Source organism: Pararoseomonas sp. SCSIO 73927, assembly GCF_037040815.1.
Lineage (GTDB): Bacteria > Pseudomonadota > Alphaproteobacteria > Acetobacterales > Acetobacteraceae > Roseomonas.
On the sequence record NZ_CP146232.1, the window covers coordinates 2,529,033 to 2,553,944 of the forward strand.

The window sequence follows — 24,912 nt, forward strand, 5'->3', positions numbered from 1 at the left end:
TCAGCTCGCGCGCTTCGTGGCGACCTGGGTGTTGGCCGGCTGGGCCGCGGCCTTCTGGTCCACGTCCTCGGCGGCGGCGGCGGCCTCGCCCATGATGCTGCGCATCTCGCGCAGCAGGGCGGCGCCCTTCACGGTGCGCTGGACGAGCACGGAGCGGCGGTCCTGCGGGTCGGTCTTGCGGCGGGCGAAGTCCAGCTCGCCCAGGCGGTCCAGCGCGCGGGTGATGGCGGGCTTGGAGACGTTGAGCGACGCGGCCAGGCCGCGCACCGTGTGCGGACCCTCACCGAGATAGACCGTCAGGAACACGCCCAGCTGCCGCGCGGAGAGGTCCGGGCCGTCGCGGCGGACCAGCGCCACGACCGTGTCCCGGAGGATGCCGACGAACTGGTCCGGTGTGCCTTGCACGGGCATCGATAGAAACTTCCTTCTCATGGGCGGCCCGTTTTGGGACGCCAAGCTTACAAACAGCTGCGGGGCCGACCTCCTGTTGGAGATAGGCCCGGGCCGGCCTTGCGGAAGCCCCGCTCAGGACTCGGCCCATGCAGGGAGGAGCGCCATCAGGCCGGCCAGGAGAGCCCGCAGGCCCATGGCCTCGCCGCCCTCCGGACGTCCGGGCCGCGCCGAATCGTTCCATGCGTAGACGTCGAGATGGGCCCACGGAACGTCGTCCGGGACAAAGCGGCGCAGAAAGAGCGCAGCGACGATGGAACCTGCCATCGGTCGGCTTCCGACGTTGTTGATGTCGGCTACCGAACTGTCGAGCCACGAAGCGTAACCTTCATGCAGCGGCAATCGCCAGAGCGGGTCGTGACACGCATCACCCGCGGCGAGAAGGGCGGCGGCCACGTTTTCATCATTCGTGTAGAGCGCGGGCAGATCGGGGCCGAGCGCCACGCGCGCCGCGCCGGTCAGCGTCGCGGCGTCTAGGATCAGCCGGGGCCTGTGCTCGCCCGCGAAGGCGAGAAGATCGGCGAGCACGAGGCGCCCTTCGGCGTCCGTGTTGCCCACCTCCACCGTCAGCCCCTTGCGGGTGCGCAGCACATCGAGCGGGCGCATCGCCTTGGAGGAGACGGCGTTCTCCACCGCGCCGATCGCGACGAGCAGGCGGACCGGCGCGCGCAGCCGCATCAGCGCCTCCGCCAGGCCGAGCATCAGCGCGGCGCCGCCCATGTCCTTCTTCATGCGCTTCATGCCGTCGGCGGATTTCAGGTCCAGCCCGCCCGTGTCGAAGCACACGCCCTTGCCGCAGAGCGCGACCAGCGGTCCCTCCGCGCTGCCCTCCCAGCGGATCACCGCCACGCGCGGGGCGCGGTGGCTGCCGCCGCCCACCGCGGCCACGGCGGGGAAGCCCTGCGCCAGCGCCTCCCCGGCGATGTCCTCGAAGGTCGCCCCGCAGCGCTCCGCCAGCGCGCGCGCCGCGTCCGAGAGCTCGGCGGGGCCGAGATCGGCGGCGGGCAGGTTGATCAGCTCCCGCGCGCGCAGCACGGCCTCCGCCAGCACCTGCGCCTCCGCGGTGCCCTGTGGCGGCACGAGCAGGGCGGGCTTGCGGGCGGGTGTCCTGTACCGGGCGAAGCGGTAGGCGCCGAGCATCCAGCCCAAGGTCGCCGCGGCCGGATCCGCCTCCCCGGCCAGGTGCCAGGCCGTGCCCTCCCGCAGGGCGTAGGGGAGGGCGCCGTATGTCCAGGGCGAGGCGGGGGCGGCGCCGAGCCCGAGCACCGCGGCCGACACGCCCTCCGCTCCCGGCACGAGCACGATCCGCCCGGCCTCGGCCGCAAATCCGCCGTCCCGCAGGAAGGCGGCTGCCGGGGGTTCCAGCCCTTCCATCAACTCCGGCAGCCCCTCGGGAGTCACCGTGTGCAGGGGGCGCGATTCGGAGCCGGACGGCGCCAGGGGCCGGAGGAGGTCAGTGTTCGACATATCTACAATCTGAGACTGTATATACTTAAGATTTATCGCGGAAGTGAAATTTTCGCCCGCATCGCCTCGGCCAGCGCCTCCGCCAGGCAGGCGTAGCCGCGGTCATTGTGGTGCAGCCCGTCGGGCGCGATCACCGCGGCGTCCGGCGTGCCCGCCCCGGCCCACTCGTCCATCATCCGCCGGCGGGAGAAGAGCTGTGCCCCGCGCTCCTGCGCCACCTCCGCCAGGGTCGCGTCGAACAGGTCCCGCAGCACCGCATGGGCGGCCACCCAGGGGCCGCGCTGGCTGTCCATCAGCACCACGTCGGCGCCGGCCTCCTGCATCATCGTCACCCCCTGGCGCAGCAGGGTGCGGAAGCGGGCCAGGCTCTGCTCGCGGATCGCGCCGTTCACGCCGAGTTGCCAGATCACCACGGTGGGGCGGGCCGCCACCACGTCCGCCTCCAGCCGGGCGCGCATCTCCAGCGCGTCCTCCCCGCCGCGGCCGCGGTTCAGCACGCGCGCGGGGATGCCCATCCGCCGCAGCGCCGCCTCCAGCCGCGCCGGGTAGGCCCGGTCGGGCGAGGAGGCGTAGGCGCCCTGGGTGGAGGAACTGCCGAAGGCCACGACCACCGGTTCCCGCCCTTCCCGCAGCGCCTCCGCCAGGCGCGGCAGCTCGAGGGGCTGAGGCGTCGCCGGCGGGCAGGCCGGCGCCTCCTGCGCCCGGGCGGAGGACAGCGCGAGAAGGACGAGCAGGAGGGGCAGGAGGCGCGGGGCCATCCATTGCCTATGCCGCACGTTTCGAGAAGCGCCAAGGTCGCCCCGGGAGGCGGATCGCCATCACCGGGCGCCGGCGCCGAAGAGCTGGAACCGGGGCCCCCGGCTTTCCCCGGACGGGCGCGGGTGATACGCGCCGGGGATGCGGATCCTGCTCTGGTACTGGGGGCGGCGCGGCGGCGGGGCCCAGTTTACCCTGTGCCTCGCGCGCGGCCTGGCCGGCCGGCCGGGGGTGGGCCTCGCCCTCTCCCTCGCCGACCGCAACGAGCTGCTGCCCGAGGCGCGCGCGATCGGCGCCCCGCTGGACGCGGTGGAGACCTTCGCCGGGGCGGCGGGCGCGGCGCTCGGCACCCTCCGCATCCCAGCCCTTCGCCGCCGGCTCGTGCAGCAGGCGCGCGCGACGGGCGCGGACGCCGTCGTCTCCGCCATGAACCATGTCTGGACGCCGCTCGTCGCCGGGGCCCTGCCGCGGGCGGGGATCCCCTTCGTCAGCACCGTCCACGACGCCCTGCCGCATCCCGGGGACCCCGCCTTCGCCTGGGACTGGCGCCTGCGGCGGGAGCTGAACGCGGCCGCGGGGGCGGTGACCTTCTCGGCGGCCGTGTCGCGCGCCGTGGCCGCCCGGCGCCCGGAGCTGCCGATCCTGAACCTGCCCCTCGGTGCCCATATCCCGGCCCTCGCGGAGGGGCGCCAGGAGCCGTCGGCGGACTTCCTCTTCTTCGGCCGCATCCGGGCCTACAAGGGCCTGGACCTGCTGCGGGACGCCTTCGCCGCCCTGCGCGCCCGCCACCCCGGCGCGACCCTGCGCGTGGTGGGAGAGGGGGATCCGGAATCCTGCGCTCCCGGCCTGGCCACCCTGCCGGGCGTGACGGTGGAGCCGCGCTGGGTGCCGGATTCCGAGATGCCGGCCCTCGTCGCCTCCGCGCGGGCGGTGGTGCTGCCCTACCGGGAGGCCAGCCAGTCCGGCGTGCTGCCGATCGCGCTCGCGCTCGGCGTGCCGGTGGTGGCCACGCCCGTGGGCGGGCTCTCCGCCCAACTTGAGCACGGGGTCAGCGGCCTCCTCGCGCGGGAGGCCTCGGCCCCCGCCCTGGCGGAGGCGATGGCGGCGATGCTCGACCCGGCGCGCCGCCTCACTCTCTCGGCGGGCGCTCGGGAGGCGGGAGCACGCCTGACCGACTGGGACGCGCAGGCCGCCCGGCTGGTCGCCTGGCTGGAGAGGACCATCCGATGAGCCCGCTGCGCCGGATCTGGACCCTGCTGCCGCGATCGGCCCGGCGCGAGGCGCTCTTCTCCCTCACCGCGCTCCTCGCCCCGCGGATCGCGCGGCCCGCGCCGCCGCCCGCCCTTCCCGTGACGGTGGCCGGCTACTTCAACGCCCGCACCGGCCTCGGCGCCGCGACGCGCCGCCTGGCGGCCGGGCTGCGGGAGCAGGGAATCCCCGTGTCGGAGGCGGACCTGACGGGGCCGTTGCGGCAGGGCCCTGCCGGCGCGCCGCCCGCCGTGCCGCCCATGGTGCCACCGGGGCCGGGGACGCTGCTGGTCCATGTGAACGGGCCGATGCTGCCCTGGGCGCTGCTCGCGCTCGGGCGCCGCGCGGTGGCGGGCAAGCGGGTGATCGGGGTCTGGAACTGGGAGCTGCCGGTGCTGCCCCCGGACTGGAACCGCGGCCTGGCGGCCTGCCACGCCGTCTGGGTGGGCACGGAGTTCGTGGCCGGCGCCTGCCGCCGCCCCGATGGGCCGCCCGTTCAGGTGGTGCCCTATCCCCTGCCGCGCCCGGCGCCTTCCGCCCTGGGGCGGGCCGATTTCGGGCTGCCGGACGGGGCCTTCGTCACCCTGGCGGTCTTCGACGCCACCTCGTCGCTTGCCCGCAAGAACCCGCTGGGCGCGATCGAGGCCCATGCCCGCGCCTTCGGCGGCGATCCCGGCCACATCCTTCTCCTGAAGACCCACGGCACGGCGGAGGCGGGTCCCGGCTGGGCGGAGGTGGCCGCCGCCGCGGCCGCGCGGCCGAACGTGCGGGTGATGGATTCCTCCCTCTCCCGCGGCGACCTCTGGGCCCTGATGGCGGCGGCCGACGTCCTGCTCTCCCTGCACCGGTCCGAGGGGTTCGGCTTCGCGATCGCGGAGATGATGGAGCTGGGCCGCCCGGTGGTGGCGACGGGCTGGTCGGGGAACACCGACTTCATGCAGGGCCCGGGCTGCCACCCGGTGGGCTGGCGGCTGGTGCCCGCGCGCGACCCCCAGGGAACCTACGACATGCCCGGCGCCCTCTGGGCGGAGCCGGACCCTGACGAGGCGGCCGCGGCGCTGCGCCGGATCGCGGGCGATCCCGCCCTGCGGAACCCGCCGCCCGTCCGGCTCGCCGCGCCCGACTACCGGGCGGCACTCGGGCTGGCCCCGGACGCCCCTCCGGCCTCCCCCCGGACACCCCTGTGACCGTTCTGCCCTAGCAAGGCCGGGTCAAGGTCGCTAAAGGCTGCCGGCCTGAAACACCAGACGAAACTGGATAAGATGCCGCGCGCGCTCATCACCGGTGTGACCGGACAGGACGGGGCCTACCTGTCGCAGCTCCTCCTCGACAAGGGCTACGAGGTGTTCGGCCTCCTGCGCCGCTCCTCCTCGGGCGACGTGATCGATGAGCGGCTGCGCTGGCTCGGCATCGCCGGGCAGGTGCGGATGATGGACGGCAACCTGCTGGACCTCTCCGCCCTGCTGCGGATCCTGCAGGAGGTTCAGCCGGACGAGGTGTACAACCTCGGCGCCCAGTCCTTCGTGAAGACCTCGTGGAACCAGCCGCTGCTGACGGGGCAGGTCACCGCGATGGGCGCGGGGAACATGCTGGAGGCGGTCCGCCTCGGTGCCCCGAATGCCCGCTTCTATCAGGCCTCCTCCTCCGAGATGTACGGGCTGATCCAGGAGCCGGTGCAGAGCGAGAAGACGCCCTTCTACCCCCGCTCCCCCTACGCGGTGGCGAAGCTCTACGCCCACTGGATGACGGTGAACTACCGCGAGAGCTTCGGCCTGCACGCCAGCTCCGGCATCCTGTTCAACCATGAGAGCCCGCTGCGCGGCATCGAGTTCGTGACCCGCAAGGTCACGGACGGTGCCGCCCGCATCAAGCTCGGCCTCGCCCAGGAGCTGCCGATGGGCAACCTGGACGCCAAGCGGGACTGGGGCCACGCGCGGGACTACGTGCGCGCCATGTGGCTGATGCTGCAGCAGGACGTGCCGGACGACTACGTGGTGGCCACCGGCCGCACCGTGACGGTGCGGGACATGTGCCGCATCGCCTTCGAGCATGTCGGCCTGGACTACCAGGAGTTCGTGAAGGTGGACCCCGCCTTCATGCGCCCGGCCGAGGTGGACGTGCTGCTGGGCGATCCCGCCAAGGCAAAGGCGAAGCTCGGCTGGACCGCCGAGACGACGCTCGAGGAGATGATCAAGGAGATGGTCGAGGCCGACCTCGCCCGTCACCGCGCGCGGATGCGCTGAACCCGGTGTTCCGTCCCGGCCGGATCCTGCTGACGGGAGCCGGGGGCTTCGTCGGCGGCCACCTGCTGCCCGCGCTGCGCGCGGCCTTCCCGGACGCGGCCCTGATCGGGACGGCCCGGGAGGCCGCCGAGGGGGCGGTGGCCGGCGCCGACGAGACGCTGGCGCTGGACCTCGACGACCCCGCCTCCATGCCGGACATCCTGGCCGCGGCGCGGCCGGACGCGGTGCTGCACCTGGCCGCCCGGGCCGATGTCGGCGCCTCCTTCCGGGACCCGCTGGCGGTCTGGCGCACGAACCTGACGGGCACCGTTGCCCTGGCCGAGGCCGTGCTGCGGGTCGCGCCCGCGGCGCCCTTCCTCCTCGCCTCCTCCGGCGAGGTCTACGGCCTGGCCTTCAAGGCCGGCCGCCCGGTGGCGGAGGACGCGGCGCCCGCGCCCGCCAACCCCTACGCCGCGAGCAAGGCGGCGGCCGACCTGGCGCTGGGCGAGATGGCGCTGCGCGGGCTTCGCGCCGTGCGGCTGCGCCCCTTCACCCATACCGGCCCGGGGCAGACGGACGGCTTCGTGGTGGCGGCCTTCGCCCACCAGGTCGCCCGGATCGAGGCGGGGCTGCAGGCCCCGGTGCTGCGGACCGGCGCACTGGACCGCTGGCGCGACTTCCTCGACGTGCGGGACGTCTGCGCCGCCTACGTCGCCGCGCTGGAGCGGGCGGAGGCCCTGCCGCCGGGCATCGCCCTCAACATCTGCTCCGGCACGCCTCGCCGGATCGGCGACATGCTGGACAGCCTTCTCCGCCTCTCCGGCGTCGAGGCGCGGGTGGAGCAGGAGGCGGCCCGTCTGCGCCCGACCGACGTGGAGCGGGTGCTCGGCGACAATGCCCGCGCCCGCGAGGCCCTCGGCTGGACTCCCCGGATCCCCTGGGAGGACACGCTGCGAGGCGTGCTGGAGGACTGGCGGGCCCGCGTGGCGGCGCGGCAGCGAGCCGGCTGACGCCCGGCGGGTACCCGTTGCTGGCCTCCGTCCCGACGAGGCCCGGCCCGCCCTCAGGCCGCGGCGCTGGTCGCCGGCTCGATCCCCGCCAGCAGGGCGCGGGCGGTGGCGGACCAGGGCACGGGCTGGAACTCCCGGCCGATCCTCGCCTCCAGCCCCGCGATCTCCTCGGGCCGTGAGATCGCGCGGCGCAGCAGCGCGACCGCCTCCGGCACGTCGTCCGGGTCGTGGTAGAGGCAGAACGGCCCCCCGGCCTCCGGGATGGAGGTGGCGGAGGAGGCGATGCAGACCTTCCCGAAGGCTAGGCTCTCCGTCACAGGCAGTCCCCAGCCCTCGTAGTGGGAGGGGAAGAGGGTGAAGCGACACCCGGCGTAGAGGGCGGCCAGCTCCGTGTCGCTCGGGTCCTCCACCAGCACCACCTTGCCCGCCAGCCAGCCGCAATTCTCCAGCTGCTGCATCAGGTCGGCCACCATCCACCCGACCCGCCCCGCGAAGACGAGGGTCGGCACCTCCTCCTCCGGCATCGTGTCCAGCAGCCGGCGCCAGGCCCGGAAGGCCATGAGGTGGTTCTTCCGGGCCTCGACCGTGGAGACGAGGAGCGCGTATCCCGGCGGCAGCGCGGCCACGCGCGGCGGCGTGGGGCCGGATCCGCCCGCCTGTTCCTGCCCGAAGCCGCTGCCGACGGGCAGGGCCATCACCGGGCCGGGCAGGCGGAAGCCCAGGCATGGCGCCAGCCGCTCCAGGTCCGCGGCGCTGGCGCGGGAAATGGCGAAGAACCGGTCCACCGCGGGCAGGGTGGATTCCATCCAGGCCCGGAAGGTGCGGACCAGCCCGGGATCGCAGAATTCCGGCCGGGCCACCGGGATCAGGTCGTAGACCAGCAGGGCGACGGAGATGCCGGAGGCCGCCTTCATCCGCCCCAGCAGCGCCCCGTAATCCGTGCGGAACCAGGGCGAGCCGAGGATCAGCAGCGTGTCGCCGGGGCGGGCGAGGGCCTTCAAGTCGCCGCCCTCGGCGACCGCCTGGTCGGGCAGGCGGGTCGCGGCGGGCCGCAGGATGCGGCGCAGGGCGGCGAGGGCACCGCCGCCGGCCCGCAGCCCGGCCCGCAGCGCGGAGCCCTGGGATCGCACCGCCTCGCCGAGCGGCAGGCGGATATCCGCCGGCAGGCGGGAGGCGAGGCGGCGCACCGCCCCCGACCGGCCGGGCGGCCGGGCCGCGGCGGGAACCCCGCCGGAGGGGTTCGGCCCCTCCGCGTGGCTGAGGACCCTGAACAGAGCCTCCACCTCGGACCAGGGCACGGCGCGCATGGTGTCGCGAATCCGGTCGTGCCGGCAGAAGGCGATCTGCCCCGGGCGCTCCGCCAGCAGGGCGCGGTAGAGCTCGTAGGACAGGCGCTGGATGCCGCTCGGGCGCCGGTTGACCAGCGCGTACTCGAACAGGTCCTCCACATCAATCCAGAAGGTCACGCGGACCCCCCGGGCCCTTGCGGCCCTGTCCCGTCCGGACGGACATGGCGCGTCTTGGTCATCAAACTGCGATACGCGATGCGCCGGGCGGTGCCAAGGATCGCGGCCCCGCGGGGGGGGCGGGGCGGGGCGACAGCCCGGCGCCCCCGTGCGATCCTGGGTTCCTTCCCACCGGTTCAGGAGAGATGCCTTGCCCGAAGCGCCGCGCGTGGTGATCGTCGGGGCCGGCGGCCATGCCAAGGTGATCATCGAGGCGCTGCGGGCCGCGGGCTTCCCGCCGCCCCTGGGCCTGGTGGACCCGCACCCGCCCGGCCCCGAAGTGCTCGGCGTGCCCGTGCTCGGCGGGGATGAGCGGCTGGAGGGGCTGCGGGCGGAAGGGGCCGTCGTGGCGGTGGTGGCGCTCGGCGGCAACGGGCTGCGCCTGAAGGTGGGAAAGGGGCTCGCTGCCATGGGCTACGCCCTGCCGGCCGTGATCCACCCGGCCGCGCAGGTCTCCCCGAGCGCCCTCGTCGCCGAGGGGGCGGTGATCATGGCCCGGGCCTGCCTCGGGCCGGAGGCCCGGATCGGGCGGCTGGCGATCGTGAACACGAACGCGGTGGTGGAGCACGACAACGTGCTGGGCGAGGCCGCCCACGTGGCCCCGGGCTGCGCCCTGGCGGGGAACGTGACGGTGGGCGACCGGGCGCTGGTCGGCGCCGGCTCGGCGGTCCGCCCGGGGATCACCATCGGGGCGGATGCCGTCGTCGGGGCCGGCTCGGCGGTGGTGCGGGACGTGCCGGCCGGGCTCCGCGTCGGCGGGGCGCCGGCCCGGCCCCTGCCGGGGCGGGGCTGAGGGCAGCGCCGGTAAATCCCCTCTTCGTCCCGGCCGAAACCGGTGTAAGAGGCGGCGAAGCAAGGCCGGTCACGGCGCGGTAACGAAGGATGGCGGTAAGAATGAGCGGTGCGACGATCCCGCAGCCCGAACGGCCGGCTCGCGCGGCGCAGCCCGTGATCCCCGTGTACCGGCCCGACCTCTCCGGCAACGAGCGCGCCTACGTGCTGAACTGCGTGGAGAGCACCTGGATCTCCTCCCTCGGCGCCTATATCGGCAAGTTCGAGGCGGCGATCGCCGGCATCACCGGGGCGCGGCACGCGGCCGCCGTGTGCAACGGCACCGTCGCCCTGCACCTGCCGCTGCACTGCATGGGCATCGGGCCGGGGGACGAGGTGATCGTCCCGGCCTTCACCTACATCGCCTCGGTCAACACCATCGCCCAGACCGGCGCCACGCCGGTCTTCGTCGAGAGCCGCGCGGGCGACTGGCTGCTGGACCCCAAGGACGTGGAGCGGAAGATCACGCCGCGGACGAAGGCGATCATGCCCGTCCACCTCTACGGCGGCGCCTGCGACATGCCGGCGATCATGGAGATCGCGCGCCGCCGCGGCGTGCGCGTGCTGGAGGATGCGGCGGAGGCCCTGGGCACCACAATCCACGGCCGCCACGTCGGCACCTTCGGGGATGCCGGCAGCTTCTCCTTCTTCGGCAACAAGACCGTGACGACCGGCGAGGGCGGCATGGTCGTGACGGATGACGACGATTTCGCCGCCCAGCTTCGCCAAGTGAAGGGCCAGGGCCAGTCCCTCACGCGCCGCTACTGGCACGAGGTGCTGGGCTTCAACTACCGGATGACGAACATCTGCGCGGCCATCGGCCTGGCGCAGACCGAGCGCCTGCCGCAGATCCTGGCGGCCAAGCGCCGCCTCGCCGACTTCTACCGGCAGCACCTCTCCAACCTGCCCGTGACCTTCCAGGTGAAAGGCGAGGGCGTGGAGAGCGCCGACTGGCTGGTCAGCCTGCTGCTGCCGCCCGGCACGGACCGGGACCGCGTGATGGCGGAGATGGGCGCGGCCGGGGTGGAGACGCGCCCCGTCTTCTACCCGGCGCACCACATGCCGATGTACCAGCGGGACGCCCACTTCCCCGTGGCCGAGGAGATCGCCGCGCGCGGCATCTCCCTGCCGAGCTTCCCCGCCCTGACCGACGACGAGCTGGGGCGTGTGTGCGAAGCGCTGACGGACGCGCTGCGGGGGCAGGGGAAGGCCTGATCCTTCGCTGACGGGATGTCCCGGGGAGAGGAAGAAGGAATTCTTCCTCTCCCCGGACCCCTCTCCATCATCTTTCTCTAGGCTTTGGTCTCTCTCGGCTGACGGTGCGCCTCGGGTCCACGACCCGAGGCGACTGCAGGGACAGGATCGGTCCCGATCGCAGTGCACCGCCACCGCTCATCAGTCCCGCGGCAGCCTGATGCAGGTCCAGGAGGCTCAGCCTCCTGGCGGGGGTCCAGGGGGCAGCGCCCCCTGGTTCCGAAAGGATCAGAACACGGGCCCGGCCCGGCGCCTCAGCCCGGTTCGGCCAGCATGTCCGCGATTACCTGTTCGGCCGGGCCATCCGCCACGATGCGGCCGGAGTCGAGGCGGATGGCGCGCGTGCACCAGCGGCGGACGATCTCCATGTCGTGCGACGCGATCACCAGGATGTCGGCGCCGGAGACGAGCTGGGCGAGACGGGCCTCGGCCTTGCTCATGAAAACGGCGTCGCCGGCCAGGAACCACTCGTCCATCAGCAGGATCTGCGGCTGCATAGCGGTGGCGATGGCGAAGGCCAGGCGGATGGCCATGCCGGCGGAGTAGCCCTTGATCGGCACGTCCATGAACTCGCCGAGGCCGGCGAAGTCCGCGACTTCCTCCTCCAGCCGCGCCTGGTCTTCTGGGCCGAGGTTCCGGTACAGCGCGCGCAGGCGCACGTTCTCCCGGCCGGTGCTGTCCTGGTCCATGCCGGCGGCAGGGTCGATCATGGAGCCGAGGGAGCCCTCGATCCGCAGGCGGCCGCCCACGGGCTCGTAGATGCCGGCCAGCGAGCGCAGCAGGGTGGTCTTGCCCGCGCCGTTGCGGCCGATCAGCGCCACGCGCTCCCCGGACCCGATGCGGAAGTTGAGGTCGCGGAGCGCGCTGACGACCACGCGGTTGGACTCGTCCGTCCGGACCCGCGCGGCGGCGCGGGCGAGGAGGCGCTTCTTCAGGCTGCGGGCGGCGAGGTGATAAAGCGGGAACTCGACCCGCAGCGCCTCGGCTTCGATCAGGGCCATTGGATCAGACCCAGAAGGCCAGGCGGCCGCGGAAGCGGGCGAAGAAGGCGATCGAGACGGCGCCGAGCACGACCGTGTAGATCACCGCGGCCAGCCAGACGAGCGGCGCGCCCCCTCCCTCCACCAGCGGCCCGCGGATCGTTTCCAGCACGGCGTAGAAGGGGTTGAGCGGCAGCCACACCGCCAGCTCCTTCAGCAGCTCCGGCTTCCACAGGATGGGGGTGAGGAAGAAGGAGAGCTGCATGATGTTGGCCACGATCGGCCCGACGTCGCGGAAGCGCGCGCAGATCATGCCGAGGAGGATGGAGGCGAAGAAGGCGTTCGCCAGGAGGAGGGCCAGCCCGAGGATCGCCAGCGGCGCCTCCGGCCCCGGCAGGTGGCCGAAGAGGGCGAAGATGACGAGGATGAGCGGCAGGCTGTGCGCGGCCGTGAGGGCGTTGCGGAACACGCTGCGCAGCGCGTGGACGGTGAAGGGCACGCGGAGCTGCCGGATCACCCCCTCCGCATAGGTCATGGCGATGCAGGCGTCCGTCACCATGGCCGCGATGACGTTCCAGACCACGAGGCTGACGGTGAGGTGGGGCAGGTAGTCCGTGAGGCTGAGCCCCAGCAGGCGGGAGTAGAGCAGGCCCAGCCCCATGATCATCAGCGCCGTGGACAGCGTCATCCAGAAGGGGCCGATGACGGAGCCGCGGTAGCGGTTCCGCAGGTCCAGCCGGGCGAGCGCCCAGGCGAGCCGCCAGGACGCGAAGCCGTCCCGCAGATCTGTGCGGGCCAGTTCCACGCGGCGGGGCGAGGCCGCGTCGAAGGCGTAGGTTTCCGGGGCGAGGATGGGGCCTGCGAGCATTGCGCCGGGCCTATACACCGCCCGGCGCCCTGCCCGCCAGCAGTGGGCGGGGCGTACGGCCAAGTCAGAGGTTCAGGGCGCCTGGCTCAGCCGCGTGGGGCTGCCGGGCAAGACGGTGACGCGGTCCCCGGCCTTCAGCCCCCCGTCATCGGCCTGGATCACCTGCAGCTCCGTGCCGGCCTCGGCGCGCACGGTGATCTCCACCGCCGTGCCGCCCCCCTCACGCAGGACCGCGGGGCGCGTGGCGAGGACGGTTCCGCGGGCCGGCGAGGCCCCGCCCGCGGAAGGGGTGGCGGGCGGCGGGGCCGCGGGTTCCGGCCCGCAGGCGGCGAGCGGGGTGAGGAGAACCGCGAGGGCGGCGAGGCGACCGGCCGGGGAGGAAGCGCGGGGAGGGGCGGGCATTGATCTTCCTCGACGGGGCGTGGTGCCAGGCAGGCCCAGAATGGCGCCGGCGGGCCGCCCGGCCAATCCCGCGGCCCATCCCGCAGCGGGCGCGATCGGGGGGCTGGCCCCCTTGCGGCCGCAAAGTCTCCTTGCCGCGGCCGCAAGCTGCCGTTAACCCTGCCTCTGCGACAGTCAATCGCGGCCGGCGGGAGCCGGCGGCGCCGCGTGGGGACGCGGTGCCGGGGGTCTCCCGCCCGCCGGGCAACCGGCCGGCCGAAGCACAGGGGGTTGAGGGGATGAACCTGATCGTTCGCGGCGCGAAGGCGCCGAGACCGCGGGGCGCGTCCGGCTTCCGGCGCGGTGCTCGCGCGGTGGCGGCGATGTCGGTCCTGGCCGCGCTGGCGGCCTGCGGCAGCCAGCCGGAGCCCGCGGGGCCCGTGACCAGCATGCGGTCCACCTCCACCAGCCGGATCGACAGCTACGACCCGCCCGGCCCGCCCTCCGATCCCTGGGGACCCTACATCCGGGAGGCCTCCGCGCGCTTCGACGTGCCGGAGCGCTGGATTCGCGAGGTGATGCGTCAGGAGAGCGGCGGGCGCGTCTCCGCCACCTCCCGCGTCGGCGCCATGGGGCTGCTGCAGCTCATGCCCGGCACCTACGCCGAACTGAACGCCAAGCACGGGCTGGGGGACGACCCCTACCACCCCTGGTCCAACATGATGGCCGGCACGGCCTACATCCGCGAGATGTACGACCTCTACGGCTCGCCGGGCTTCCTGGCGGCCTATAACGGCGGCCCGCGGCGGCTGGAGAACTATCTCTGGGCCGGCGGGCGCATGCCGGAGGAGACGCGGAACTACGTCGCCCGCATTGGGCCCCGCCTGAGCGGCGAGCCGCGTCGCCGCGCGCCGGAGGAGGTCTACGCGGCCGCCGATATCGGCTTCAACCCGCCCTCCCGCCGCAGCAGCGGAGCCGACCCGGCCACCATGCTGGCGATTCGCGAGCAGCGGCGGAACGCGGCCGCCGAGGTCCAGGTTGCGCGCCTCGCGCCCGGCCCGGTCACGCGGATGGAGCCGATCCCCGACGGCTCCACCTACGCCTCGCGCCCGGCCGCGGCGCCGGTGCAGACGCAGCTCGCCTCGCTCGGCCCGAACGTGATCCGCATGGATCCCATCCCCGACGGCTCCACCTACACGCAGCCGGAGCGCGTGGTGGTGGCGCAGATGGACCCGATCCCGGACGGCTCCACCTATGCGCGGGAGCCGGAGCGGGTGGTGGTGGCCCGGATGGACCCCATCCCTGACCCGCCCGCCGCCTCCTCCGCGCCGGCCTCCCCGCGCGGCATGGCCCTGGCCTCGGCCGAGGCGGCGCCCCCCAGCCCTGCCCCCACCAGCATGCCGTTCGAGCGGGCGACTCCGCCGAGCCGCTTCTCCATTGTGCCCTCCGCCCAGGCGAGCACGCTGCCGGCGCCGATGACCCGGCAGAACGGCCTGCCGCCGGGCGTGCTGCGCGCCGGGACGGCCGCGCCGATGGCCGCCCCGCCCGCCTCCAGCGGCTGGGGCATTCAGGTCGGCGCCTTCGCGAGCGAGAACCTGGCGCGCGACGCCGCCGGCCAGGCGCGGAACGGCGCCGGGAACGGCCGGGCCACGGTGATGGCGGTGGCCCAGGGCCGCAGCACACTCTACCGCGCCCGCGTCACCGGCCTGTCCCGCGACGCGGCGCAGAGCGCCTGCGACCGGCTGCGGGCCCGCGGGAACTGCATGATCGTCTCGCCCGAGAGCTGAGACGCGAAAGGCCGGCCGCTGCGGCGGCCGGCCTTTCAGGACAGGATCGGGGGCCGGGGAGAGAGGATCTCCCCGGCCCTATCCGTTTCAGGCCCCAACGACGACGGCGCCGCCGAACTTTTCCTCCACGAAGGTCCTCACCGCCGGGTCGGCGTAGCCGGAGGCGAGCTTCGCGGCCCAGGGCGCGCCCGCATCGGCGCGGCGCACCACGGCGAGGCAGGTGTAGGGGTTGGTCCTCGCGCCCTCCGCCGATTCCGCGGCCAGGCTGTCGCGGCCGGGCTGCAGCCCGGCGGGCACGGCGTAGTTGCCGGTGATGGCGGCGGCGTCCACGTCGTCGATCGCCCGGGCGATGGAGGCGGCGTCCAGCTCCCGAATGCGGAAGCGCTTCGGGTTCTCCGTGATGTCGGCCACCGTGGCGCGGAAGTCCGCGCCGGCGCGCAGCTTGAAGAACCCCGCCTCGGCCAGCAGCACCAGGGCGCGGCCGCCATTCGTCGGGTCGTTCGGGATGGCGATGGTGGCGCCGTTCGGCAGGTCGGCCACCGCTTTGTGCTTGCGGCTGAACACGGCCATCGCCGTCAGCACCGTCTTGCCCACGGGCACGAAGTCGTAGCCGCGCTGCTGCTTCTGGGCGTCGAGGAAGGGCTGGTGCTGGTAGACGTTGGCGTCTATCTCGCCGCCCTGCAGGGCGACGTTAGGCTGGATGAAGTCGGCGAACTCCGTGATGCGGACCACGAAGCCGTCCTTGGCGAGGAGGTCGCGCACCTGTTCCAGCACCTGGGCGTGGACCCCGGAGGTGACGCCGACGCGGAGCGGGCGGGCGGCGGTGCCGAAGGCGGCGGCCGTATTGCTGCCTTGGGCCAGGGCGCCGCGCGCGAGGACGAGCGCGGGCGCGGCGAGGAGGAGGGAGCGGCGGAGCATGGCGGCGTGTCCTTGATGCGGGTTCAAAAGGCGGGGATGGCGGCGCCCTGGAAGGTGGTCTCGACGAACCTCTTCACCTCGTCGTTCTGGTAGGCGGCGAGCAGGCGACGCACCCAGGGGGCGTCCCTGTCCTGCGTCCGCACGGCGATGAGGTTGGCGTAGGGGCTGTCGCCGCTCTCCACCGCCAGGGAATCGCGCACGGGGTTCAGCCCGGCGGGCACGGCGAAGTTGGTGTTGATGGCGGCCAGGTCCACATCCTCCAGCGCGCGGGGGATCTGCGCGGCCTCCAGCTCCGTCACGCGGATGCGCTTGGGGTTGGCGGTGATGTCGGCCACCGTCGCCGTGTGGTCGGCGCCCTCCTTCAGGCTGAACAGGCCGGCCCTCGCCAGCAGGACCAGGGCACGGCCGCCGTTGCTGGGATCGTTCGGGATCGCCACCCGGGCGCCGTTCGGCACCTCCTGCACGGACTTCAGCCGGCGGGAGTAGACGCCCATCGGGAAGATCAGCGTCTTGCCCACGGCCACCAGCGGCAAGCGGCGGTCGCGCACCGCGGCGTCCAAGAAGGGCTGGTGCTGGTAGGAATTGGCGTCCAGGTCGCCGGCGGCGAGCGCGGCGTTGGGCTGGATGTAGTCGGTGAACTCGACCACCCGGATTACCAGCCCGTCGCGCGCCGCAATGTCGCGCACCCTCTCCAGCACCTGGGAGTGCGGCCCGGCGGTGGCGCCGATGCGGAGCGGCCGGGCAGCGGTGCCGGCCTCCTGCGCACGCGCCGCGGCGGGCAGGACCAGGGGGGAGAGGGCAGCGAGGGCCGCGAGGCGGCGGCGTGTGACGGGCATGGTTGTCCTTCCCTGTTATGTCAGCGCCGGCTGGTGCGCCGGACGAGCCAGTCCCCCAGGGATTGCAGCCCCTGGACGAAGAGGATGAGGATGACGACAACGGTCGCCATCACCTCCGGCATGAAGCGCTGGTAGCCGAAGCGGATGCCGAGATCGCCGAGACCGCCACCCCCGATGGCCCCCGCCATGGCGGAGTAGCCGACGAGGCTGACGAGGGTGACGGTGACGGCCGCGATCAGCCCGGGCATGGCCTCCGGCACCAGGACGCGGGTGAGGATCTGGGTGCGGGTGGCGCCCATGGCGCGCGCCGCCTCGATCACGCCCCGGTCCACCTCGCGCAGCGCGTTCTCGAAGAGGCGGGCGATGAAGGCGATGGCGGCGAGGGCCAGCGGCACCATGGCCGCCGTGGTGCCAATGGAGGTGCCGGCCACCAGCCGCGTAAAGGGCACGATGGCCACCATCAGGATGATGAAGGGCGTGGAGCGCACGGCGTTGATCAGCAGCCCGACCGGCCGGTTGGCCCAGGCATTGGGGGCGAGCCCGCCCGGACCGGTGGAGTAGAGCAGCAGGGCGAGCGGCAGACCGACGACGACGGCGATGACCACGCTGCCGAAGGTCATCAGCAGCGTTTCCCATGCCGCCTCGATCATCAGGTCGGTCAGCGCCGGGGGCAGCCAGGGGATCATACCGGGTCCTCCGCGATCTCGGAGACGTCGAGGCCGAGGCCGCGCATCCAGGCGCTGGCCTCCTCGATGGCGGCGGGCGGGCCGTAGGCGGCCAGCGCCATGAGGCCGTAGGGCTCCCGCCCGATCGCGTCGATGCGGCCGGAGACGATGTTCAGGTCCAGCCCGTAGCGGCGGGAGGCCTCGCTGACCACGGCGCGGGTGGAGGAGGGGCCGGCGAAGAGCACCTGCAGCAGCCGCCGCTCCTCGTCCGGCCCCGGCTCGGGCAGGCGGGCCACGGTGCCGGGCGGCACGACATGGCCGATCACCTCCGCCACGAAGCGGCGGGTGGTGGGGTGGGCGGGGCGGGTGAAGACGTCGAAGACGCGCCCCCCCTCGATCACCTTCCCGGCCTCCATCACCGCCACGCGGTCGCAGATCGCCTTCACCACCGACATCTCGTGGGTGATGAGCAGCACCGTCAGGTCCAGCCGGTCCCGGATGGAGCGAATGAGGGAGAGGATCTCCTCCGTCGTCTCCGGATCGAGCGCGCTCGTCGCCTCGTCGCAGAGCAGGACGCGGGGGCGGGAGGCCAGGGCGCGCGCGATGCCCACGCGCTGCTTCTGCCCGCCGGAGAGCTGGGCGGGGTAGTAGTTCCTGCGATCCTCCAGCCCCACCAGGGGCAGCAACTCTGCCACCCGCGCCTCGCGCTCCGCCCGGGGCACGCCGGCGATTTCCAGCGGAAAGGCGATGTTCGCGGTGACGGTGCGGGAGGAGAGCAGGTTGAAGTGCTGGAACACCATGCCGATCCCGCGCCGGGCACGCCGCAGCGCCGCCTCGTCCAGCGCGGTAACTTCCTGGCCCAGCACCGTCACGCGGCCCGAATCGGGGCGCTCCAGCAGGTTCACGCAGCGCAGCAGGGTGGACTTGCCGGCACCTGACCGGCCGACGATGCCGTAGATCTCGCCGGGCGCAACATCGAGGGAGACGCCGTCCAGCGCGCGCAGCGGCGTGCCGCGGCCGCGATACTCGCGGACCAGCGCCTGGAGGGATATGGCCGGCGGGGGGCCGGAAGGGTCGGACATGATGGGGAACCCGAAGCGGGGAGGGGGGGCGGTCAGGCCCGCCGGGTCTGCCACGGATGGGGGATGCGGGGAATCCGACACCGCCCTGCGCCGTTCGGCATCGAAGCGTCGCGCCCTTCGCGAAGTTGCCGCGCCAGGCACACCGCCTTTCTCCTGTTCGATGGTGTGGTTTACGGATTGTACCCTATACGATCGTGCAAAGCTGTCAACGTGGCCGCGCGGCTTGTCCCCCGGCCGGGAGCGCCGCACCATTCCGCCCCATGAGCACGCTCCCGAGCTTCGATGACGTCCGCGCCGCTGCCGAGCGGCTGAAGGGCCGTGTGGTCCGCACGCCGATGCTGCGGCACCCCGTGCTGGACGAGGCCGTGGGCGGGACCGTGCTGGTGAAGCCGGAGCCGCTGCAGCGCACCGGCTCCTTCAAGTTCCGGGGCGCGACGAACGCCGTGCTGCGCATGCCGGCGGAGAGGCGGGCGGGCGGGGTGGTGACGCACTCCTCGGGGAATCACGGCCAGGCCATCGCCTGCGCCTGCGTGGCGGAGGGGGTTCGCGCGCTGATCGCCATGCCGAAGGACGCGCCCTTCATCAAGGTGGAGAGCACGCGCCGCTGGGGCGCCGAGCTGTTCTTCTTCGACCGGCTGAGCACGGACCGGGATGCCCTGGCGCAGCACCTGGCGGAGCAGCGCAGCGCCACCCTCATCCCGCCCTTCGACCACCCGGACGTGATCGCGGGCCAGGGCACGGTGGCGGTGGAGCTGATCGAGGACGCCGAAGCCGCCGGGCTGCGCCTGGACGTGCTGGCGGTCTGCACGGGCGGCGGCGGGCTGACCGGCGGCTGCGCCCTGGCGGTGGAGGGAATGAGCCCGGGGACGGAGATCTTCGCCGTAGAGCCGGAGGGGTGGGACGATACGGCCCGCTCGCTCGCCGCCGGGCAGCGGGTGCGGGCGGACGGGAAAGGATCGACCTTCTGCGATTCCCTGCTCTCGGCCACGCCGGGGGAGATGACCTTCGCCATCAACGCGCCGCGCCTCGCCGGCGGCGTCTCCGTGACGCCGGACGAGGTGCTGCGCGCGATGCGCTTCGCCTTCGACCACCTGAAGATCGTGGTGGAGCCCGGCGGTGCCGTGGCGCTCGCCGCCGTGCTGGCGGGCTATATCCCGGCCAGGGGCCGGACCGTGGGCGTGGTGCTGAGCGGCGGGAACGTCGATCCCGCCGTCTTCACGCGCGCCATGGCCTGAACCCGGCGGCGCTGCGCCGGATCAGGTATAACCCTTGTTCCGGTGATCCTCGGAAGCTTCCTCCTGGGTCTCGGCCCCGGCCTGGGAGCTGCCGGCGGAGGTGCCCCCGCCGGTGGAGGCGCCGCCCGCGGTGCCGGTGCTGCCTCCCGACGAGCCGTTCCCGGAGGAGGTGCCCGTGGAGGCAGCGCCCTCGGCGGGGCGGAAGTCGAAGCTGCCGTCCGTGCTCTGCCAGCTCTGCACGGTCAGCACCTTGGCGCCGCCCTTGCTCTCGTGCGGGCCGTGGACCACGCCCTTGGCATGGGTGAGGAAGGCGCCGACGCCGAGGGTCTCCCCGGCCTCGACGAGGTCGCCCTCCAGCACGTAGTGCATCTCGTCGCCGGCCTCATGGGAGTGGGCTGGGATCACGCCGCCCGCGGGCAGGTGGACGATGGAGGTGACGACGCCCTTCGAACGGTCCTCGTTCAGGATCTGGATCCGGAACTCGCCCTTGGCGCCCGGGATCTCGAAGGGCACCGCCTCACCCGCCGATGCCATCTTCAGGCCCTGGCCCGCCCCTTGGTCCGACATGTTCTGCCTCCGTCCGTCTGAGCGTTTCGAACGTGGCGCCGGATCGGGAAGTTGCCAGGGGGGCGAACCGGGGCGGAGTCAGGCTGCCTTCAGGTGCTCCAGCAGGCGGGGCATCAGCTCCACCAGGTTGCAGGGGCGGAAGCGGGAATCGAGCTGGTGGACGAGGATGTCGTCCCATCCGTCCTTCACCGCCCCCGTGCTGCCGGGAAGGGCGAAGAGGTAGGTGCCGCCGGAGACACCCCCGATGGCGCGGGACTGGATCGTGGAGGGGCCGATCTTCCCGTAGCTCAGCATCCGGAACAGCTCGCCGAAGCCGCTGATCTCCTTCTCCAGCACGCGGGCGAAGGCCTCGGGCGTCACGTCCCGGCCTGTGATGCCGGTGCCGCCGGTGGTGATGACGCAGTCCACCTGCGGGTCCGCGATCCAGCGGCGCAGGTGGTCCTCGATGGTCCCGGCGTCGTCCCGGCAGATGGCGCGGTCGGCCAGGCGGTGCCCGGCGGCCTCGATCCGGGCGGCCAGGGTGTCGCCGGAGCGGTCGGAGGCGAGGTCGCGCGTGTCGCTCACCGTCAGCACGGCGATGTTCACGGGCAGGAAGGTCCGGGTCTCGTCGATGGGCATGGCTGGTACTCCTCTTCCCGGGATATAGGCGGCCAGGGCCGCGCAGCCGCCCCCTTCGCGGCGCGTTCGTGCCGTGGCAGGGTCCGCCCCCAATTCCCTGTCCTGGGTCCGAGAGGAGATCTCAATGCCGCGGCTGCTGAACGCCCTGGGGTTCGTCGCCTTCGTGGTCGGGGCCGTCGCGCTCGCCTTCGCCCTCTATATTCTGCTCGCCGGGGTGATCGGCTGGAACCCCTTCAGCAATGTCCGGCCGATGCTGGCCAGCGTGAACAGCATGGCCGTCATGGCGCTGATCGGCGTCGTGCTGCTGGTGATCGGGGCCATGCTCGCCGTGGCGGCCGCCCGGGCGGAGTGGCGGCGGGAGATGCAGGCGGTGGTGGCGCCGTAGCACCACCCGCCACCCCTACCACTCCCCGAGGAACACTCCCGCCCGCTTGTGGCTGTCCGTCCGAAGCTCCGCCTCCGCCCAGGTGATGGTGGTGCGGCGCTTCAGGCCCTGAAACCAGGACAGCAGCCTCTCCCGCATCTCTGCGCAGACCGCGGCGGTGGCGGGATCGGCGCCGAGGTCGTTCAGCTCCTCCGGATCGGCCCGAAGGTCGAAGAGCATGGGGCGCAGCCCGTCGGTCCAGTGCACGTACTTCCAGCGCTCCGTCCGCACCATCCAGGCGTGGTGGTGCCCGGTGGGCAGGCCCAGGCGGCGGCGAGCGCCGCGGAAGGTCCAGTCGAGCTCTGAGATCGCGGCGTCCCGCCACGCCACCTCCCGCCCGCGGGTGAGGGGGAGGAGGGAGCGGCCGTCGATCACATGCTCCGCCGGGTCCAGGGCCAGCGCGTCCAGCACCGTCGGCACCACGTCGACCGCCTCGGCGAAGCGGTGCTCCACCGTGCCGCGCGTGGCGTCCGCCTCCGGCGAGGGATCGTAGAGAAGGAAGGGCACGCGCTGGATGCAGTCGTGGAACAGCTCCTTCTCGCCGAGCCAGTGGTCGCCGAGGTAGTCGCCGTGGTCGGCGCAGAAGACGACGAGCGTGTCCTCCCACCGCCCTAGCCGCTCCATCGCCTCCCACACCCGGCCGAGATGGTCGTCGAGCTGCTTGATCAGGCCCTGATAGGCCGGGCGCACCGTCTCCACCGTCTCGTCGCGGGCGAAGTTCCGCGCCACCTCCTCGTTCTGGAACTCGCGCAGCACGGGGTGGGCGTCCGGCCCGCGCTCCGCCGTGCCCCGCACCACCGGCAGGCAGTCCTCCGGCCCGAACATGGCGTGGTAGGGGGCGGGCGCGATGTAGGGCCAGTGCGGCTTCACGTAGGAGAGGTGCAGCACCCAAGGCTTGTCCCCCTGCTCCTCCATGAAGCGGATGGCGACATCGGTGGTGTAGGCGGTCTCGCTGTGCTCCTCCTTCACGCGGGCGGGGTAGCGGACGTTCCGCATCTTCCAGCCGGAGAGCGGGCCATCGGGTCCGTCCACGGCGATGACGTAGTCCGTCCACGGGTCCTTGCTGTCGTAGCCTTTCTCGCGGAGCCAGTCGGCGTAGGCGGAGTCCGGCTCCCCGTGATGGCCGTCATGCCGGTCCACAAGCGTGAACCAGCCCTCGTCCAGCAGCACCTTCAACTCGCTCGCGCCGTCCACCTCCAGCCGCGCCTGGCCGCGCGCATCGGGCAGCACATGGGTCTTGCCGGCGAGCGCGAGGGTGCGCCCTGCCTCGCGCAGGTGCCAGCCCAGCGTCACCTCGCCGACGGAGAGCGGGACGCGGTTGTGCGTGGCGCCGTGCGAGGAGACGTAGCGGCCGGTGTAGTAGGACATGCGCGAGGGGCCGCAGATGCCGGACTGCACGTAGGCCTGGGCGAAGCGCACGCCGCGCGCGGCCAGGGCATCGAGGTTCGGCGTGTGCAGGTGCGGGTGGCCCGCGCAGGACATGTGGTCCCAGCGGAACTGGTCCGCCATCACGAACAGCACGTTGCGAACCGTCATGGTGCCCTTGCTTCCCCCCGTTTGCTGCCGCCAGGATAGGTGAGGAGGAGGGCCGGCGACAGACCGGCCCCGGCGGGAAACAGGGGTTCAGGACGGCATGGCGATGCTCACGCGGCGGATGATGGGGATGCTCGCGGCCGGTGCTGCGCTGCCCGGGCCGGTGCTGGCCCAGGGCGACGTGACGCGGATCGTGGCGGCCTTCCCGCCCGGCGCGGCGCTGGACGGGGTGGCGCGGCTGCTGGCCGATGGCGCCGCGCGCGGGGCCGATGGCCGCGCCCGCGGCCCGACGGTGGTGGACAACCGCGCGGGCGCCAACGGCAACATCGCCGCCGGCCTCGTCTCCCGCGCCATGCCGGACGGGCGGACGCTGCTGCTGGCGATCGACACGACCTTCACCCTCAACCCCTTCGTCTATCCCCATCTTGGCTACGAGCCGCGCGACCTGGAGCCCGTGGCGATCGCCGGCACCTTCCCGCTGGTGCTGCTCGTCCACCCCTCCACCCGGATCACGAGCCTGGAGGGCTTCGCGCGCGCGGCGCGGGAGCGGCCGATGCTCTACGCCTCGGCCGGCAACGGGTCCCCGGGCCACCTGGCGATGGAGTTCCTGCGCACCAGCCTCGGGCTGCGGCACCGGGCGCTGGAGCACGTGCCCTTCCGCGGCAATGCGGAGGCGATGACGGATCTTCTGGCGGGCCGCGTGCAGGCCGCCTTCATCGCCGTCTCCGGCGGCGCCGACTTCGTGAAGGACGGGCGGCTGCGCGCCCTGGCCGTCTCCGGCCCCCGGCGCATGCCGATCCTGCCGGATGCGCCCACCGTGGCGGAATCCGGCCATTCCGGCTTCGACGTGCGCTTCGCCTACATGCTGATGGCCCCGCGCGGCGTGCCGGAGGAGGCGAAGCAGGAATGGGCTGGGCTCGTCTCCGCCGTGATGCAGGAGTCCCTGACGCGGGAGAGGATGGGCGCCTGGGCCGTGGACCCCGACGCCGGCGGCCCGCGTGAGGCGGCCGCCTGGATCGAGGCCGCCCATGCCCGCTGGGGGAAGGTGGCGCGGGATTCCGGAATGCGGATCGGCTGATGGGCCGCGCGATCTCGCGCCGGTCCCTGGGCGCGGCGCTCGCCGCGGGGGCACTGGCGCGGCAGGCAGCGGCGCAGTCCACGGACCCCGCGCGCATCATCGTGCCCTTCCCGCCCGGCGCTGCCTCGGACGGCATCGCGCGGCTGCTGGCGGAGCGGATGGTGCGGGCCGGCACCTGGGGAAGCGCGGTGCTGACGGAGAGCCGGCCCGGCGCGGGCGGCAACATCGCCGGCGCCGCGGCCGCCCGCGCGCGGCCGGACGGGCGCAGCTTCCTGCTGACCATCGACAGCACGCTGACGGTGAACCCGCACCTCTACCCCGACCTCGGCTACGACCCGGACGCGCTGGAGCCGGTGGCGCTGATGGGCACCTTCGCGCAGGTGCTGCTGGCCCATCCATCCTCCGGTGTCTCCACCCTTCCGGAGTTCCTGGCGGCGGCACGGGGGCGGGGCCTGGCCTACGCCTCCGGCGGGGTGGGCACACCGGGGCAGCTGGCGATGGAGGCGTTCCGGCTGGCCGCCGGGCTGCCAGCCACGGCGCTGAGCCACGTGCCCTATCGCGGCTCCGGCCCGGCGCTGACGGACCTGATCGCCGGGAACGTGCCGGTGGGTTTCCTGGCGATCTCCGGCGCGCCGGACTTCGTGCGCGACGGGCGGGTGCGGGCCATCGCCGTCTCCAGCGCGGAGCGGCTGGAGACGCTGCCGGCCGTGCCAACGGTCGCGGAGCTCGGCTTCCCCGGGCTGGACATGGAGTTCGCCAACCTGCTGATCGCGCCGAAGGGCATCCCGGCCGCGGCGCGGGACGAGGTCGCCGCCCTGGCAGTCGCGATGCTGCGGGAAGAGCCGGTGCGCGCGCGCTTCGCCATGTGGAACCTCTCCACCCGCGCTGGCGGGCCGGAGGAGGCGGGCGCCTGGATCGCCCGCGCCCGGCCGCGCTGGGGCGAGGTGGTGCGGGCCACGGGAATGCGGGCGGAGTAGGGGCGGCGCGGTTCCTACGCCGGTGGTCCGTGGCCAGGGAGAGGAAGAAGGAATTCTTCCTCTCCCCGGACCCCTCACCATCATCTTTTTCTTCGAGTTGGAATTTCCCGGCTGACGGTGCGCCTCGGCTCATGGAGCCGAGGCGACTGCCGGGTCAGGACGGTTGCCGATCAAACAGGGCCGACACCTCCCGTCAGCCCCGCGGCAGCCCGATGCAGGT

Annotated in this window: 25 protein-coding genes; 11 read left to right on the forward strand and 14 right to left on the reverse strand. The window is 73.4% G+C overall.

Translation table 11 applies throughout. From position 1 onward, the window contains the following. The 3 genes from VQH23_RS11910 to VQH23_RS11920 all read right to left on the reverse strand — a co-directional run bounded on the left by VQH23_RS11910 (window position 1) and on the right by VQH23_RS11920 (window position 2,675). A complete protein-coding gene (locus tag VQH23_RS11910) occupies window positions 1-411 on the reverse strand; it encodes a MarR family transcriptional regulator (protein ID WP_338665860.1) in 411 nt (136 codons plus the stop codon). 114 nt (window positions 412-525) lie between these two features. Continuing rightward, entirely contained in the window at window positions 526-1,917 is a 1,392-nt protein-coding gene (locus VQH23_RS11915; RefSeq protein ID WP_338665861.1) for a leucyl aminopeptidase family protein, read from the reverse strand. 32 nt (window positions 1,918-1,949) lie between these two features. Beyond that, window positions 1,950-2,675: a GDSL-type esterase/lipase family protein gene (locus tag VQH23_RS11920; protein WP_338665862.1), complete on the reverse strand. Its 726-nt coding sequence runs from the start codon at window positions 2,673-2,675 to the stop codon at window positions 1,950-1,952. A gap of 139 nt (window positions 2,676-2,814) precedes the next feature. Here VQH23_RS11920 and VQH23_RS11925 point away from each other — a divergent pair, with 139 nt between their 5' ends. The 4 genes from VQH23_RS11925 (at window position 2,815) to VQH23_RS11940 (ending at window position 7,153) form a co-directional block, all read left to right on the forward strand. Then, window positions 2,815-3,903: a glycosyltransferase gene (locus VQH23_RS11925; RefSeq protein ID WP_338665863.1), complete on the forward strand. Its 1,089-nt coding sequence runs from the start codon at window positions 2,815-2,817 to the stop codon at window positions 3,901-3,903. Next, window positions 3,900-5,108: a glycosyltransferase gene (locus tag VQH23_RS11930; protein WP_338665864.1), complete on the forward strand. Its 1,209-nt coding sequence runs from the start codon at window positions 3,900-3,902 to the stop codon at window positions 5,106-5,108. The genes VQH23_RS11925 and VQH23_RS11930 overlap by 4 nt, the downstream gene beginning before the upstream one ends. A gap of 75 nt (window positions 5,109-5,183) precedes the next feature. Next, the gene (gene gmd / locus VQH23_RS11935; RefSeq protein ID WP_338665865.1) at window positions 5,184-6,164 is read left to right on the forward strand and encodes a GDP-mannose 4,6-dehydratase; all 981 of its coding nucleotides are present in this window, start codon (window positions 5,184-5,186) and stop codon (window positions 6,162-6,164) included. A 5-nt stretch (window positions 6,165-6,169) separates the two neighbouring features. Continuing rightward, a complete protein-coding gene (locus VQH23_RS11940) occupies window positions 6,170-7,153 on the forward strand; it encodes an NAD-dependent epimerase/dehydratase family protein (RefSeq protein WP_338665866.1) in 984 nt (327 codons plus the stop codon). A 53-nt stretch (window positions 7,154-7,206) separates the two neighbouring features. Here the strand turns inward: VQH23_RS11940 and VQH23_RS11945 are convergent, their stop codons facing one another. Continuing rightward, a complete protein-coding gene (locus VQH23_RS11945; protein WP_338665867.1) occupies window positions 7,207-8,619 on the reverse strand; it encodes a glycosyltransferase family 1 protein in 1,413 nt (470 codons plus the stop codon). 190 nt (window positions 8,620-8,809) lie between these two features. Here VQH23_RS11945 and VQH23_RS11950 point away from each other — a divergent pair, with 190 nt between their 5' ends. Beyond that, window positions 8,810-9,451, forward strand: a complete 642-nt coding sequence (locus tag VQH23_RS11950; protein ID WP_338665868.1) for an acetyltransferase — start codon at window positions 8,810-8,812, stop codon at window positions 9,449-9,451. 101 nt (window positions 9,452-9,552) lie between these two features. Continuing rightward, on the forward strand, window positions 9,553-10,704 hold the full coding sequence (locus tag VQH23_RS11955) for a DegT/DnrJ/EryC1/StrS family aminotransferase (protein ID WP_338665869.1): 1,152 nt from the start codon (window positions 9,553-9,555) through the stop codon (window positions 10,702-10,704). A gap of 293 nt (window positions 10,705-10,997) precedes the next feature. On the opposite strand, the gene VQH23_RS11960 is transcribed toward VQH23_RS11955, so the two are convergent. The 3 genes from VQH23_RS11960 to VQH23_RS11970 form a co-directional block, all read right to left on the reverse strand. Next, window positions 10,998-11,744 (reverse strand): ABC transporter ATP-binding protein, encoded by a 747-nt coding sequence (locus VQH23_RS11960; RefSeq protein ID WP_338665870.1) that lies wholly within the window; start codon window positions 11,742-11,744, stop codon window positions 10,998-11,000. A gap of 4 nt (window positions 11,745-11,748) precedes the next feature. Then, window positions 11,749-12,591: an ABC transporter permease gene (locus VQH23_RS11965; RefSeq protein ID WP_338665871.1), complete on the reverse strand. Its 843-nt coding sequence runs from the start codon at window positions 12,589-12,591 to the stop codon at window positions 11,749-11,751. A gap of 72 nt (window positions 12,592-12,663) precedes the next feature. Then, entirely contained in the window at window positions 12,664-12,993 is a 330-nt protein-coding gene (locus VQH23_RS11970) for a hypothetical protein (protein WP_338665872.1), read from the reverse strand. A 278-nt stretch (window positions 12,994-13,271) separates the two neighbouring features. Here VQH23_RS11970 and VQH23_RS11975 point away from each other — a divergent pair, with 278 nt between their 5' ends. Further along, on the forward strand, window positions 13,272-14,759 hold the full coding sequence (locus tag VQH23_RS11975; protein ID WP_338665873.1) for a transglycosylase SLT domain-containing protein: 1,488 nt from the start codon (window positions 13,272-13,274) through the stop codon (window positions 14,757-14,759). An 87-nt stretch (window positions 14,760-14,846) separates the two neighbouring features. Here VQH23_RS11975 and VQH23_RS11980 read toward each other — a convergent pair whose 3' ends face one another. Genes VQH23_RS11980 through VQH23_RS11995 form a run of 4 tightly spaced genes read right to left on the reverse strand, consistent with a single transcriptional unit; the run spans window position 14,847 to window position 18,260 of the window. Continuing rightward, window positions 14,847-15,677, reverse strand: a complete 831-nt coding sequence (locus VQH23_RS11980; RefSeq protein WP_338665874.1) for a MetQ/NlpA family ABC transporter substrate-binding protein — start codon at window positions 15,675-15,677, stop codon at window positions 14,847-14,849. A 23-nt stretch (window positions 15,678-15,700) separates the two neighbouring features. Continuing rightward, entirely contained in the window at window positions 15,701-16,513 is an 813-nt protein-coding gene (locus VQH23_RS11985) for a MetQ/NlpA family ABC transporter substrate-binding protein (RefSeq protein WP_338665875.1), read from the reverse strand. Between the two features lie 20 nt (window positions 16,514-16,533). After that, the gene (locus tag VQH23_RS11990; protein WP_338665876.1) at window positions 16,534-17,199 is read right to left on the reverse strand and encodes a methionine ABC transporter permease; all 666 of its coding nucleotides are present in this window, start codon (window positions 17,197-17,199) and stop codon (window positions 16,534-16,536) included. Beyond that, the gene (locus VQH23_RS11995; RefSeq protein ID WP_408904335.1) at window positions 17,196-18,260 is read right to left on the reverse strand and encodes a methionine ABC transporter ATP-binding protein; all 1,065 of its coding nucleotides are present in this window, start codon (window positions 18,258-18,260) and stop codon (window positions 17,196-17,198) included. Before VQH23_RS11995 ends, VQH23_RS11990 begins: the two co-directional genes overlap by 4 nt. 260 nt (window positions 18,261-18,520) lie before the next feature. Here VQH23_RS11995 and VQH23_RS12000 point away from each other — a divergent pair, with 260 nt between their 5' ends. Then, entirely contained in the window at window positions 18,521-19,495 is a 975-nt protein-coding gene (locus VQH23_RS12000) for a threonine/serine dehydratase (RefSeq protein WP_338665878.1), read from the forward strand. A gap of 21 nt (window positions 19,496-19,516) precedes the next feature. Here VQH23_RS12000 and VQH23_RS12005 read toward each other — a convergent pair whose 3' ends face one another. Continuing rightward, window positions 19,517-20,062, reverse strand: coding sequence for a cupin domain-containing protein (locus VQH23_RS12005; protein WP_338665879.1), 546 nt, complete (start codon window positions 20,060-20,062; stop codon window positions 19,517-19,519). 78 nt (window positions 20,063-20,140) lie between these two features. Further along, window positions 20,141-20,680, reverse strand: coding sequence for a molybdenum cofactor biosynthesis protein B (moaB, locus tag VQH23_RS12010; protein ID WP_338665880.1), 540 nt, complete (start codon window positions 20,678-20,680; stop codon window positions 20,141-20,143). A 124-nt stretch (window positions 20,681-20,804) separates the two neighbouring features. Here moaB and VQH23_RS12015 point away from each other — a divergent pair, with 124 nt between their 5' ends. Continuing rightward, the gene (locus tag VQH23_RS12015) at window positions 20,805-21,065 is read left to right on the forward strand and encodes a hypothetical protein (RefSeq protein WP_338665881.1); all 261 of its coding nucleotides are present in this window, start codon (window positions 20,805-20,807) and stop codon (window positions 21,063-21,065) included. A gap of 15 nt (window positions 21,066-21,080) precedes the next feature. Here VQH23_RS12015 and VQH23_RS12020 read toward each other — a convergent pair whose 3' ends face one another. Continuing rightward, window positions 21,081-22,640, reverse strand: a complete 1,560-nt coding sequence (locus VQH23_RS12020; protein WP_338665882.1) for a sulfatase-like hydrolase/transferase — start codon at window positions 22,638-22,640, stop codon at window positions 21,081-21,083. Window positions 22,641-22,737: 97 nt separating this feature from the next. Between VQH23_RS12020 and VQH23_RS12025 the strand changes: the two genes are divergently transcribed. Further along, the gene (locus VQH23_RS12025) at window positions 22,738-23,715 is read left to right on the forward strand and encodes a tripartite tricarboxylate transporter substrate binding protein (RefSeq protein ID WP_338665883.1); all 978 of its coding nucleotides are present in this window, start codon (window positions 22,738-22,740) and stop codon (window positions 23,713-23,715) included. After that, on the forward strand, window positions 23,715-24,692 hold the full coding sequence (locus VQH23_RS12030; protein ID WP_338665884.1) for a tripartite tricarboxylate transporter substrate-binding protein: 978 nt from the start codon (window positions 23,715-23,717) through the stop codon (window positions 24,690-24,692). Before VQH23_RS12025 ends, VQH23_RS12030 begins: the two co-directional genes overlap by 1 nt. Window positions 24,693-24,912 lie beyond the last annotated feature (220 nt).